Consider the following 12,946-nt stretch of genomic DNA (forward strand, 5'->3'; position numbering starts at 1 on the left):
TTCTCCTTCGTGGTGGGGGTGTTCGGGGTCACGCGACCGGCAGCGGGGCTTTCGGCAGGAGGCCGCGGATGTACCCCTGGTTGGTCGCACAGACGCCGAGGCTGTCGCCGCCGTACTGCTCGGTCATGATGATGCCGCGGAAGCCCGCGTCCATCGCCTCGCGGAAGACCTGCCGGTAGTTGATGAGGCCGTCCTCCATGTTCGTCGGCACCGACGTCGCCCAGCTGCCGTCGCCGGCCTCGTCTCGCGAGTAGTTCTTGACGTGGAGGTAGTTGGCGTAGGGCAGCGTGGCCGCGAAGACGTCGCGCCAGTTCTCGACCGGGCGGTGCAGCCGGATCAGGTTCGCCACGTCGGGGTTCAGGCCGACGTTGTCGAGGCCCACGGCCTCGACGAAGCGGACGGCGCTCTCGGCCGTGCCGAGGTACGTGTCTTCGTACATCTCGAGGGCGAGCGGGAGGCCCACGTCGGACGCGTGCTTGCCGAGCTCGCGGATGGACTTCACGGCGTGGTTCCAGACGTCGGCGTTGTCGGGATCCTGCGGCCCCTTTGCCGTCCAGAACCAGAGGGCACGGCGCTGCGCGTCGCTGAACGGCTGGTGCAGCCCGGTCGAGAACACCTGCATTCCCCACGCGGCCGCGCCGTCGATGGTGGCGTGGGCGTAGGCGAGATTCTCGTCTTCGTGGCCGGGCTGGATCACGCTGCGGCGCTGCAGATGCACCGACGGGACGCCGACGCCGTGCGAGGCGGCGATCGAGAGCAGCTCGTCGCGCCGGCTCGGCGACAGGTCGGCGGGGCGGATGTGGCTGTCGGCCATCTCGGCAAGGGTGAAGCCGACGTCTTCGATCTGGGCGAACATGTCGTCCCACACCTCGGGTGCGGCGTCGTGGAGGGCTGTGCCCTGCTTGTCGACGGGAGCGAAGCCGTGGAGGCAGGTGGCGATGGGCCAGGTGTCGGCCGTCCAGGTGGCAGCGTCCCAGTTCTGGTCGTTGGTGCGTGAGTTCACGAATCCTCCATTGGCGACGTCAACCCCTCGATCCTATAGGAAAGAGGGTCTAGCGTTGATCTCATGGACTACAGAACCCTCGGAAACAGCGGCGCAATCGTGTCGGAGCTGACACTCGGCACCATGACCTTCGGCAACGAGGCCGACGAACCCACTTCTCATCAGATCCTCGACACGTTCGTCGAGCACGGCGGCACTTTCATCGACACGGCCGACGTCTACTCGGCAGGCGTCTCGGAGACGATCATCGGCCGCTGGCTCGCCACCCACCCCGAGGAGGCGAAGCAGGTCGTCATCGCGACGAAGGGCCGATTCCCCATGGGCGACGGGCCGAACGACGTCGGCCTCTCGCGCCGCCACCTCCGCACCGCCCTCGACGCGTCGCTGACGCGCCTCGGCGTCGACCACATCGACCTCTACCAGATGCACGCGTGGGACGCGATCACGCCCCTCGACGAGACGCTCACCTTCTTGAACGACGCCGTCACCGCCGGCAAGATCGGCTACTACGGCTTCTCGAACTACCTCGGCTGGCAGCTGACGAAGGCCGTGCACCGCGCGATCGCCCTGCACCTCGCCCCGCCGGTCACTCTGCAGCCGCAGTACAGCCTGCTCGTGCGCGACATCGAGCACGAGGTCGTGCCGGCCTCGCTCGACGCGAGCATCGGCCTCCTGCCCTGGTCGCCCCTCGGCGGCGGCTGGCTCACCGGCAAGTACAAGCGCGACGAGTCGCCCACCGGCGCATCCCGTCTCGGCGAGAACCCCACGCGCGGCATGGAGGCATGGGAGGCCCGCAACGCCGACGAGCGCACCTGGACGATCCTCGACGCAGTCACCAAGGCGGCGCAGGATCACGGCGCCACGGCCTCGCAGGTCGCGATCGCCTGGTTGCTCGCCAAGCCGGCCGTCACCAGCGTGATCCTGGGCGCCCGCACCGTCGACCAGCTCGTCGACAACCTGGGTGCGTCGTCGGTGAAGCTGTCGGCCGACGACGTCGCGAAGCTCGACGAGGCCAGCACGCCGCGAGTCGACGAGTACCCCTACGGCACCGCAGGCGTCGCACAGCGGAGCCGCAAGCTCACCGGAGGCCGTTGACCATGTCCGCCCTGACACTGCTCTTCATCGGTGGCACCGGAATCATCAGCTCGGCCGCCGCCGCCCGCGCGATCGACCTCGGCCACGAGGTCACGCTGCTCAACCGGGGCAGCTCGCACACCCGGCCCGTGCCGGCCGGCGCCGAGGTGCTGACGGGCGACGTCTCCGACCCCGCGAGCGTCCGGTCGGCGATCGGCGACCGCTCGTTCGACGTCGTCGTGGACTTCGTCGCGTTCACGCCCGCCCAGGTGCAAGCCGACATCGACCTCTTCACCGGCCGGGCCGGCCAGTACGTCTTCATCAGCTCGGCGTCGGCCTACCAGAAGCCCGTCGCAAGCCTGCCGATCCGCGAGTCGTCGCCGCTCCGCAACCCGTGGTGGCAGTATTCGCGCGACAAGATCGCCTGCGAAGACCTGCTGGTGGGCGCCTACCGGTCGACAGGATTCCCGGTCACGATCATCCGGCCGTCGCACACGTACGACCGCACGTCGATCCCGATCACGGGTGGCTGGACTGCCATCGACCGCTTCCGGCGCGGCCTCGAGGTCATCGTGCCGGGCGACGGCACGTCGCTCTGGACTCTGACGCACCACGCCGACTTCGCTCGCGCGTTCGTCGGCCTTCTCGGCCTCCCGTCGGCCATCGGCGACGTCTTCCACATCACGTCGGACGAGGCCCTGCCGTGGAACCAGATCTACACGACCCTCGCCGCGGCCGCAGGTGTCGACGACCCGAAGCTGGTGCACGTGGCCAGCGAGAGCGTGGCCCGGGTCGCGCCCGAGTGGGGCCCCGGCATCCTGGGCGACAAGGCGCACTCGGTGGTGTTCGACAACAGCAAGGTCAAGGCGTTCGTGCCCGGCTGGAAGGCGACGACCCCGTGGTGGGCCGGCGCGCGAGAGATCGTCGAGTGGTATGACGCCGACGCCTCCCGGCAGGCGATCGACGAGGGTGCGAACCAGGCGTTCGAGCGCCTGCTCGCCGGGGCACGGTCGTTCGGGGCCTGATCGACGCTCTCCTTCGCGCGTAGTGGGGGTGTCGCCCCGGGGCGCCGTCGGCCATGCTGAACGCATGCCCGACCCCGCGCCCCGTGGCGACTCCCCCGCGTCGCCGTTCGACGCCGTCACCATCGACGTCCTCTTGGCGTGGCAGGGCCTCGAGCTCGCCAGCCGCCATGCCCGAGAGAGCTTCGCCGCTCGCGCGAACGTGTCGCTGACCGACTTCCAGGCGCTCGTCTTCCTCTCGGAGAAGAACGGCATGGCGCCCAAAGAGGTCGGCGCGATCCTGGGCATCACGACCGGGGCGATGACCGCTCTCATCGACCGGCTCGAGGGTGCGGGCTACGTCGTGCGTCGACCGCACCCCACCGACCGCCGAAGCACTCGCCTCACTCTGACCGCCGAGGGGCGCTCCGCTGTCAGCGGAGCCGGCGCTCTCTATGCCGAGGTCCTCGAGAGGGTCGTGCCCGAGGCAGAGCGCGAGGCGGTGAGCTCGCTCTTCCGGCGGTTGGCGCAGGCACTCGACGCGCGCGAGCCTGCTGCGAACGAAGAACCGGCGGATTCACGGCCTGAAGGCGCATAGTCACGGGGTGAACACCATCACGGCGATCGGCCTCGGCCACCTCGGCGGCTTCGGCGGCGGTCGCATCAGCTCCATCATCCTGCACCTCGCGATCTGGAGCCTGCTGCGCCGTCTCTTCATCGACTACCCCGAGATCGCGTGGCCCGTCGTGATTGCGCTCGTCGCCTTCCTCGTCATCCGCGACATCCGGCGGCGGCGCAACTTCCGCTAGCCGGGCGGCACCCCGCACGGTCGTTAGCATCGGAGGATGACGACACCGCGCATCCTGGCGACCTCCGGAGGCATCCGACCCGGCAAGTGGACGTATTGGGCCCCCGCCCCGCTGATGCTCGAGGCGATCGCCCTGTCGGCCCACCCGGGCGCCGCCCGCCTCGCCTACCTCGGCACGGCCATGGGCGATCGCCCCGACGACGGCTTCAACATCACGCAGGCGTTCGCCGGCACGTCGACCGAGGTGTCGGTGGTGAGCGTCATGCCGCACCCCAACGTCGCCGACCTCCGCGAACACCTTCTGGCGCAGGATGTCATCTGGGTCGGAGGCGGGTCCGTCGCGGGCCTGCTCGCCCTGTGGCGACTGCACGGGCTCGACGTGATCCTGCGCGAGGCGTGGGAGGCGGGCGTGGTGCTCGCGGGCGTCTCGGCCGGGTCGATCTGCTGGCACGTCGGCGGGCCGACCGACTCGTTCGGGCCCGAGCTGCGGGGCATCGACAACGCGCTCGCGCTGCTGCCCTACGGCAACGGGGTGCACTACGACGCGGAGGAGCAGCGGCGACCGCTGCTGCACTCTCTGGTGGGCGATGGCACGCTGCCGCTCTCGTACGCGACCGACAACGGCGTGGGCCTGCTCTACGAGGGCACCGAGTTCGTCGAGGCGCTCAGCGAGCGCGAGGGCGCCGGGGCCTACCGGGTCGAGCGGACGGCCGACGGCAGCGTGGTCGAGACGCGGATCGAGCCGCGGGTGCTGCCGGGCGCGTGACGCCGACCCCGCGTTACCGAGGGCGTCGCCGGGCTCAGCCGACGGGCGGCGACCCCGGGTGCTCGTGCATGAAGTCCTGCACCGCGAGCAGGTGCGTCCCCATGCGCAGGCGCGCCCCTTCCGGGTCGTGGAGCCGCAGCGAGTGCAGGATCGCCCGGTGCTCGCCGTGCGTGACCGCCAGAACACCCTGCTCGGTGATCGCGCGCCAGGTGCGAGCCCGCAGGGTGCGCGACGACAGCGCCTCGATGAGCGCTTCGAGCGCGGGGTTGCCCGCCGCGTGCGAGACCACACGGTGGAAGGCGATGTCGGCCTCGATGAACGCGTCGTAGCTCGGGGGCGACCCCGTGGTGGTGAGCGGGTCGACGGAGGCGAGGATCGACTCGGCCTCGTCGAGGGCCTCGTCGCCGATAGTGATGGCCGCGCGGCCGGCGGCCTCCGTCTCGAGCACCCGGCGCACCGCCTGCACGTGCGACATGTCGGACACGTCCTGCAGGTCGACGAGGAAGCTCATCGGTGCCAGCAGCAGGCTCGGATCGAGGGAGGTGACGTAGGTGCCGTCGCCCTGCCGGGTCTCGAGCACGCCCATGCTCGCGAGGGCGCGCACTCCCTCGCGCAGCGAACTGCGAGAGACGCCGAGTTCGAGCGCCAGGTCTTTCTCGACGGGCAACCGTGATCCGGCCCGCAGCGAACCGCTCGTGATCATGCCTTTGATGCCGTCGACGACGGTGTCGGTGCGCGACTGGAGGTTCGGCAGCGGTGCGGGCGCTGCACCCTCCGGGGCCTCGGAGACGGCCTCGCTCTCGGCGCTCACGGCGCCTCGACCGGCCGGAGCCGCAGCTCTTGCATGCCGCCGTCGACTGCGATGCTCGTGCCGGTCGTCGAGCGGGACCGCGGGCTCGCGAGATAGGCCACTGCCCCCGCGACCTCGTCGGCCGACACGAGGCGACCGTGCGGCTGGCGAGCCTCGAGGGCCGCCCGCTCGGCGACCGGGTCGGAGGCGCTGTCGAGGAGGCGCTGCACCCAGGGCGTGTCCGCCGTCCCGGGGTTCACGCAGTTGACCCGGATCCCTTCGCGCAGGTGATCCGTCGCCATGGCGCGTGTGAGCGACAGGACCGCCCCCTTGGTCGCGCTGTAGAGAGCGCGCTCGGGCAGGCCCGCCGTCGCGGCGATCGAGCAGGTGTTGACGATGGCTGCGGCCGGCGACTGCCGGAGGTGCGGCAGAGCGGCGCGGCTCACCCGGACGGCGCCCACGACGTTCACGTCGAAGACCGTGTGCCACTGCTCGTCGGAGTTGGCCTCGATGGTGCCCTGGGCGCCGATGCCCGCGTTGTTGATGACGATGTCGAGCCGCCCGAAGTGCTCGACGACGGCCTCGACAGCGGCCGTGACCGAGGCGTCGTCGCTGACGTCGGTGGCGATGGCGAAGGTGCCGGCCTGGGCCCCCTCGGGGTTGAGGTCGAGAACCGCCACGTCGGCCCCGCCGTCGGTGAGGGCGCGGACGATCGCGGCGCCGATGCCGGATGCCCCGCCGGTGACGAGTGCGGTGAGCCCGTCGAATTCGCTGGTCATGCTGACTGCCTTTCTGTCGTGCCGTCCGGTGCGCGGTCACGCATCGAAGAACTCCTGTCGCGCGCGGCCGAGACCCGCGATCTCGATTTCGACCACGTCGCCCGAGGTGAGGTAGGGGAAGCGGCCCGACAGAGCGACACCGGCAGGGGTGCCGGTCAGGATGAGATCGCCGGCCTCGAGCTCCATGAACTGGCTGAGGTACCAGACGAGGTGGTCGACGCCGAAGACGAGGTCGGCCGTCGTCGAATCCTGCCGCGGGTCGCCGTTGACGAAGCTCTGCAGGCGCAGGTTCTCGTGCGAGACCTCGTCAGGCGTGACGAGCCAGGGGCCGGTCGGGCTGAAGCCCGGAGCCGACTTGCCCTTCGACCACTGGCCGCCCGAGATCTCGAGCTGGAATTCACGTTCGGAGACGTCGTTGGCTGCCACGAACCCGGCGATGTGCGCGGCGGAGTCGCTCGGCGACCCGAGGTACGTCGCGTTCCGGCCGATGACGACGCCGAGCTCGACCTCCCAGTCGGTCTTGGTGCTGCCGCGAGGGATGGCGACACGGTCGTTCGGGCCGACGACGGTGTTCGGCGTCTTGAAGAAGATGACGGGCGAGGTCGGCGGCTCGGATCCTGACTCGGCCGCGTGCGCCGCGTAGTTCATGCCGATGCAGATGACGGCGCTCGGGCGTGCGATGGGGGCGCCGACGCGAAGCGACTCCGCGCCCTCGAGCAACGGCAGCTCGCCCGCCTCGAGCGCGGACCGGACGGCCGCGGGGCCGCCGCCGGCGAAGAAGCGCCCGTCGATGTCGGGGGTGATGCCCTGGAGGTCGTAGACCCCGTCGTCAGTCATGAGGACGGGCGTCTCGTGACCCTTCGCGCCCAACCGAGCGAACTTCATCGTGCGTCTCCTTCGTGCTGCTTCTGCGTCTCGAAGTCCCACACCTGCCGGAGCAGCGGGGACCCTCCATCTTCGCCCTCCACGAACCGTTCGACGAACGGGCCGATCATCGCCTGCCAGCGCCTGTTCGCCGGATCGTCCGCCAGGCGGGCGTCGGCCGCGGCGTAGTCGTCGGCGACGACGACGTGGAAGAGGTCGCGGCCCGACCTCCAGATCGTCCAGGAGGTGATCCCGACGCGGTCGAAGGATTCCACGAGATCGTGGGGCACGGCGCCGTGAGTCTTCTCGTAGTCGGCTTCGGACCCCTCGCGAATGATCGAATGCAAAGCGACTCGCACCAGAAAAACCTCTCAATCATCAGTTCTATTGTCGTCATTCTGGCAGTTTGTGGGCTGATTTGTCATTTTTTCTGGCGAATGAGCAGATGACTGTGGTTACTATTGGGCCGCAACCAAAGGAGACGCATCAATGGCGACCGAATCCTCGGCCTGGTTCACACACGACCGCTTCGGCATGTTCGTACACTGGGGCCTGTATGCCCTGCCCGCCCGTCACGAGTGGGTCATGAACTACGAGCGCATCACCACAGGCGACTACGAGAAGTACTTCGACCACTTCGAACCCGATCTCTACGACCCGGATGCGTGGGCGCAGGCCGCCAAGGACGCCGGTATGAAGTACGTCGTGCTCACCACAAAGCACCACGAGGGGTTCTGCCTCTGGGACACCGCGCTGACCGACTACAAGTCGACGAACACGATGGCCGGGCGCGACCTCGTCCGCCCGTTCGTCGATGCGGTCCGCAAGGCGGGCCTCAAGGTCGGGTTCTACCACTCGCTGATCGACTGGCACCACCCCGACTTCCTGGTCGACGGCCGCCACCCCAACCGCGACGACCCCGATGCCGAAGAGCAGAACGTCGGCCGCGACATGGCGAAGTACCGCGAATACCTCCACGGGCAGGTGCGCGAGCTGCTGACCGACTACGGCCGGATCGACTACCTCTTCTTCGACTTCTCGTACAAGGGCGACCCCCGCGGCGAGGTCTGGGGCGCGAAGGGCCGCGACGACTGGGACTCCGAGAAGCTCCTGGCGATGTGCCGCGAGCTGCAGCCCGGCATCCTGGTCAACGACCGCCTCGACATCCCCGGCGACTTCGTGACTCCCGAGCAGTACCAGCCGGCCGGCCCGATGACGGAGGGCGGCGAAGAGGTGCTGTGGGAGGCGTGCCAGACGCTCAACGGCAGCTGGGGCTACTTCCGGGACAACGACAACTACAAGAGCCCCGACCTGCTGGTCAGGATGCTGATCGACGGGGTCTCGAAGAACGGCAACCTCCTGCTCAACGTCGGCCCGACCGCCCGCGGCGTCTTCGAGGCCGAGGCCGTCGACTCGCTCTCGCAGATCGGCGACTGGATGAGGTTCCATTCGCGCTCGATCTACGGAGCCGGCGCCTCGTCGTTCACGCCGCCGCCTGACGCACGCTACACGCAGCGCGGAGACCGCCTCTACCTGCACCTCTTCGCGTGGCCGTTCGAGCACGTCCACCTGCCCGGCCTCGCCGGCCGTGTCGAGTACGCCCAGCTGCTGAACGACGCGTCCGAGGTCTTCATGCAGGAGATCGATCCCGACGCCGTCGGATTCCACACCGGCATGGGCGCTCAGCCGCCCGGCACCCTGACGCTGACCTTGCCCGTCGTCCGCCCGGACGTCGCCGTGCCCGTCGTCGAGCTCTTCCTGACCAGTTGACAGCGAAACGTTACGCGGCTATTTCGTCGCCACCGCTAGACAGCGATCTCAGACCTTCATAGCATCAGGGCGAAACGTTTTGACCGGCGTTTCCCAGCAGGACTTCGACAAAGGTGACGATGTGCTCAGATACGACTTGCTCCACCCGCCGCTGCTCTCGGCCCTCGGCGCCGCGGGCCACGGCTCGAAGATCCTGCTGGCCGACGGCAACTACCCGTACCTCACGGTCCGCAACCCGCGCGCAGAGCTCGTCCACCTGAATCTGCGACCCGGGGTGCTCACAGTGAACGAGGTGCTGTCGACCCTTCTCGGGGCGGTCAACTTCGAATCGGCGACCCTCATGGGCCCGGGCGACGGCACCGTCGTCGAGGCGCACAGCGACTACCGCTCACTCCTCGGCGACGACGTCCCGTTCGACCTCGTCGACCGGTTCGCGTTCTACGACGTCGCCCGCTCGGACGACGTCGGGCTCATTGTGGCGACGGCAGACCAGCGGCTCTTCGCGAACCTGCTGCTGACCATCGGACTGAGGTAGTGATGACAGAACTGTTCTTCCCCAAACGCACGGTGCACCTCGACTTCCACACCGGGCCCCAGGTGCCCGGCGTGGGCGCGAAGTTCGACCCCGAGGCCTTCGCCGACACCTTCGCGCGTGCTGACGTCGACAGCGTGACCGTCTTCGCGAAGTGCCACCACGGGCACCTCTACTACGACACCGACCGGCCCGAGCGGCACCCCGGCCTCGCCCGCGACCTCGATCTGCTCGAGCAGCAGATCGAGGCCCTCCACTCGCGCGGCATCCGGGCGCCGATCTACGTCAGCGTCCAGTGCGACGAGTACGCGGCGAACCTCCACCCCGACTGGATCGCGATGGACGGCCTCGAGCAGGTCAAATGGTCCGACGGCACGTTCGACGCCGGCTGGCAGATCCTCGATATGTCGAGCCCGTACCAGGACTTCCTCGCCGAGCAGGTGCAGGAGGTCATCGACCGGTTCGCCCCTCTCGACGGGCTCTTCCTCGACATGTGCTGGGACCAGCCGAGCACCTCCGTGTGGGCCAAGCGCGGGATGCAGGATGCCGGGCGGGATCCTGAATCCGTCGACGACCGGGCCGTCTACGCGCGCCAGGTCGCCCACCAGTACATGCAGCGCTTCCAGGCGATGGTCGAGCCGCACCTCGACCCGGAGGTCGCCTCCGGCGTCTGGTTCAACAGCCGGCCGAAGACCGCTCTCGACGTCGAGGAGAAGTTCTTGCGCCACATCGAGATCGAGGCGCTGCCGTCGGGCGGCTGGGGCTACTCGTTCTTCCCGTACACGGCGCGGTTCGTGCGCCCCCTGGGCAAACCGACCCTCAGCCACACCGGCCGGTTCCACATGAGCTGGGGCGACAACGGAGGCCTCAAGCCGAAAGCGGCCCTCCACTACGAGACCAGCCAGATCCTCTCGCAGGGCCTGACCTCGGGCGTCGGCGACCTCCTCGCCCCCTCGGGCGAACTCAACCCCGCCATCTACGACCTCGTCGGCAGCGCCTATCACCATGTGAAGGCGTGCGAGCCGTTCATCGAGGGCGCCTCGGTGCGCACCGAGGCGGCGCTCGTGATCGACCCGGCACTCGGTGACACCCCGGGGCCGTCGGGCATCGGGGCGCTCCGAGGGCTTCAGCAGCTGCGGGTGCAGTTCGACATCGTGCCGCCCTCGGCCGACCTGTCGAGATACGAGCTCGTGGTGGTGCCCGAGACCACGGCCGTCACCGGCCCCCTCGCCGACAGCCTGGCCGCACGGGCCGCGGCGGGCGCGTCGATCCTGATCTCGCGCGGCGCCGACTCCGGCAGCGGCGAGCGCGACGAACTGTCCGCGCTCGGCGTGCTGCTCGGCGACGACCTGCCGTACTCGCACGTCTTCCTCCGACCTACGCCCGCGATCGGCGGGTCGAACGGCTTCGACCACGTCATCTACCGGCGCGGCGTGACCCTCGAGCCGACCGGCGACGCCGAGGTGCTCTGCCAGATCGTGACGCCCTACTTCGAGCGCGAGTGGGACCACTTCAGCGGCCACTCGTACACGCCGTCGAGCGGCGAGGTCTTCTCGTCGCCCGCCGTCGTGCAGGTCGGCAGCGTGATCGTCACCGGCGTCCCGCTGCTGTCGTCGATCGCCACCGACGCGGCACCGGCCTTCCGCGACCTCCTCCGCGCGCTCGTCGACCGACTCCTCCCCCGCCCGCTCGTCCGTGCCGGCGGCCCGGTCCACCTCGAGACCAGCGTCATGACGACGCCCTCTCGGGCCGTGCTGCACCTCACGAGCTTCGTCTCGACACGGTCGGCCGAGATCAGCGGCGCAGCGAAAGTGCGCCACACGGGTCTCGACCTCGTCGAGGATCCCTTCCCCCTCGTCGAGGTCGACGTCGCCCTGCGCGTCGACCAAGAGATCGCCGCCGTCCACCTGCAACCGGACGGCCTCCCGCTCGACCACACGGTCGAAGACGGCTACCTGAAAATCGCTCCGACCATCCTGAACGGCCACGCCATGGTCGTCGTCGACTACGCGGTCGACGCGGCAACAGCGTGACAACCGACGTCACCGCCGACGTCTCCCATCCGAGAGGAAACACCATGCACATCACCACCAAGAGGCGGACGCTGCTCGCAGCAGCGGCCCTCGCCTCCGCCACAGCACTCGTTTTGACCGGGTGCTCCGGCTCGAGCAGCAACGGCACCGCCTCCAAGAGCATCACCGTCCAGGTGCAGACCGGGCAGGAGGCCGAGGTCGCCGCCTTCATCAAGGTCTTCAAGAAGCAGCACCCGGGAGACACTGTGAAGACCGTGTCCGTCTCGCAGACCGCGAAGACGGGCTCGAACCTGCAGGTCCTGACGTCGAGCAACGCCCCCGACGTCGCGATCGTGCCGACGAACACCCAGGTGTTCTCGCGCCTGACGCAGGGCAAGCAGCTGCTCTCGCTCAGCGACGTCTGGAAGAAGGCCGACCTTCAGAAGCTCTACGGCAACTCCCTCGCGAACTCGCTCAAGACGAACGGGACCCCCTACGTCGTCTCGATCGACTCGACGATCTACAACATCGTCTACTACAACAAGGCGCTCTTCAAGAAGGCCGGCATCGCCACCCCGACCGATCACCGCATCGCGTCGCTCTCCGACCTGGAGTCGATGGTCACCAAGCTCAAGGGGATCGGCAAGCAGGGTCTGTCGATCGGGCCCGGCGACAACTTCCAGTCCAGCTGGATGATCGACGCCTTCCTGCCGACGGCGTCGTCGACCAGCCAGCTGCAGAACTACCTGACGAACTGGGAGTCGAGCAAGACGAAGATCACGGCGAAGTACACCGACGCCCCCTTCGTCGACTCGATCTCGCGCATCCAGGCGATGGGCAAGGCCGGCGTCTTCCAGACCGGCTACCTCGGCCAGACCGTGCCGCAGTCGGAGTCGAACTTCGTGCAGCAGAGCGCCGGCATGGTGCTCGACGGCAGCTACAGCCCGGCGACGTTCAAGAAGGACGGCATCAACTTCGACTACGACTGGGCGCTCCTGCCTCCGATCGACTCGTCGAAGAAGACGCAGGTCTCGCTGTACAACGGCGACGCCTACGCCATCCCGGCCCGCGCCAAGAACCCGACCGTCGCGAAGCAGTTCCTCGAGTCGGTCATGTCGGCCGAGGGCCAGACGACGACGATCGCCTCGGGCAGCCTTCCCGCGACGAACAACGTGCCGAAGAGCGCCTTCAGCGGCACCGCCGTCCAGGTGCAGGAGATCCTCGCCGACGAGGCGAAGAACGGCGGTCAGCCCGGCTGGACCTCGGTCGTGCCCGGCGGCCTCGGCCAGCAGCTCGTCGACCCGAAGATCCAGGAGCTGCTGAACGGCAACGGCTCGGCTCAGGCGATCGGCCAGGCGGTCGACTCCGAGCTCCAGACCGTCCGCTCCGGCAACGCCAACTAGCAATCCGCTGCGGCCCCGGGGGCGGGCGACATGACCCGCCCCCTCCGGTCGCCCCTGCAACCGAAAGGAAGACATCGTGGCCACAATCGACAGCGGACGCGCCGCTCGGCGACCGAGAGCGGCGAGCCCGACCACGGGCACCCC

14 protein-coding genes are annotated in these 12,946 nt (G+C 68.9%); 9 read left to right on the top strand and 5 right to left on the bottom strand.

Annotation, left to right across the window (positions count from 1 at the left end):
- Nucleotides 1–28: 28 nt before the first annotated feature.
- Entirely contained in the window at nt 29–1,003 is a 975-nt protein-coding gene (locus tag AX769_RS17360) for a sugar phosphate isomerase/epimerase (RefSeq protein ID WP_066281844.1), read from the bottom strand.
- Nucleotides 1,004–1,066: 63 nt separating this feature from the next.
- Between AX769_RS17360 and AX769_RS17365 the strand changes: the two genes are divergently transcribed.
- From AX769_RS17365 to AX769_RS17385, 5 genes are all read left to right on the top strand, one after another.
- On the top strand, nt 1,067–2,098 hold the full coding sequence (locus tag AX769_RS17365) for an aldo/keto reductase (RefSeq protein WP_066281848.1): 1,032 nt from the start codon (nt 1,067–1,069) through the stop codon (nt 2,096–2,098).
- Nucleotides 2,099–2,100: 2 nt separating this feature from the next.
- Nucleotides 2,101–3,102, top strand: coding sequence for an NAD-dependent epimerase/dehydratase family protein (locus AX769_RS17370; protein ID WP_066281850.1), 1,002 nt, complete (start codon nt 2,101–2,103; stop codon nt 3,100–3,102).
- A 64-nt stretch (nt 3,103–3,166) separates the two neighbouring features.
- Nucleotides 3,167–3,676, top strand: coding sequence for a MarR family winged helix-turn-helix transcriptional regulator (locus AX769_RS17375; protein ID WP_157887704.1), 510 nt, complete (start codon nt 3,167–3,169; stop codon nt 3,674–3,676).
- Between the two features lie 7 nt (nt 3,677–3,683).
- Nucleotides 3,684–3,887, top strand: a complete 204-nt coding sequence (locus tag AX769_RS17380; protein WP_066281854.1) for a hypothetical protein — start codon at nt 3,684–3,686, stop codon at nt 3,885–3,887.
- A gap of 36 nt (nt 3,888–3,923) precedes the next feature.
- Nucleotides 3,924–4,652 (top strand): peptidase E, encoded by a 729-nt coding sequence (locus AX769_RS17385; RefSeq protein ID WP_066281855.1) that lies wholly within the window; start codon nt 3,924–3,926, stop codon nt 4,650–4,652.
- A gap of 34 nt (nt 4,653–4,686) precedes the next feature.
- On the opposite strand, the gene AX769_RS17390 is transcribed toward AX769_RS17385, so the two are convergent.
- The 4 genes from AX769_RS17390 to AX769_RS17405 are packed head-to-tail and all read right to left on the bottom strand — an operon-like array spanning nt 4,687 to nt 7,444.
- Nucleotides 4,687–5,463, bottom strand: coding sequence for a FadR/GntR family transcriptional regulator (locus AX769_RS17390; RefSeq protein WP_239451839.1), 777 nt, complete (start codon nt 5,461–5,463; stop codon nt 4,687–4,689).
- Nucleotides 5,460–6,221, bottom strand: a complete 762-nt coding sequence (locus AX769_RS17395) for an SDR family NAD(P)-dependent oxidoreductase (RefSeq protein WP_066281856.1) — start codon at nt 6,219–6,221, stop codon at nt 5,460–5,462. Before AX769_RS17395 ends, AX769_RS17390 begins: the two co-directional genes overlap by 4 nt.
- A gap of 36 nt (nt 6,222–6,257) precedes the next feature.
- Nucleotides 6,258–7,106, bottom strand: a complete 849-nt coding sequence (locus tag AX769_RS17400; RefSeq protein ID WP_066281857.1) for a fumarylacetoacetate hydrolase family protein — start codon at nt 7,104–7,106, stop codon at nt 6,258–6,260.
- The gene (locus AX769_RS17405) at nt 7,103–7,444 is read right to left on the bottom strand and encodes an L-rhamnose mutarotase (protein WP_066281859.1); all 342 of its coding nucleotides are present in this window, start codon (nt 7,442–7,444) and stop codon (nt 7,103–7,105) included. The genes AX769_RS17400 and AX769_RS17405 overlap by 4 nt, the downstream gene beginning before the upstream one ends.
- Before the next feature lie 130 nt (nt 7,445–7,574).
- On the opposite strand from AX769_RS17405, the gene AX769_RS17410 reads away from it, so the two are divergent.
- The 4 genes from AX769_RS17410 (at nt 7,575) to AX769_RS17425 (ending at nt 12,802) form a co-directional block, all read left to right on the top strand.
- On the top strand, nt 7,575–8,855 hold the full coding sequence (locus AX769_RS17410) for an alpha-L-fucosidase (RefSeq protein WP_066281860.1): 1,281 nt from the start codon (nt 7,575–7,577) through the stop codon (nt 8,853–8,855).
- Between the two features lie 121 nt (nt 8,856–8,976).
- Entirely contained in the window at nt 8,977–9,390 is a 414-nt protein-coding gene (locus AX769_RS17415) for an RbsD/FucU domain-containing protein (RefSeq protein WP_066281862.1), read from the top strand.
- A 2-nt stretch (nt 9,391–9,392) separates the two neighbouring features.
- Nucleotides 9,393–11,420: an alpha-L-fucosidase gene (locus tag AX769_RS25850; protein ID WP_066281864.1), complete on the top strand. Its 2,028-nt coding sequence runs from the start codon at nt 9,393–9,395 to the stop codon at nt 11,418–11,420.
- Nucleotides 11,421–11,464: 44 nt separating this feature from the next.
- Nucleotides 11,465–12,802 (top strand): ABC transporter substrate-binding protein, encoded by a 1,338-nt coding sequence (locus tag AX769_RS17425; RefSeq protein ID WP_157887705.1) that lies wholly within the window; start codon nt 11,465–11,467, stop codon nt 12,800–12,802.
- The last annotated feature ends 144 nt before the right edge of the window (nt 12,803–12,946 follow it).

It is taken from the genome of Frondihabitans sp. PAMC 28766, assembly GCF_001577365.1.
In the GTDB taxonomy this organism is placed as follows: domain Bacteria; phylum Actinomycetota; class Actinomycetes; order Actinomycetales; family Microbacteriaceae; genus Frondihabitans.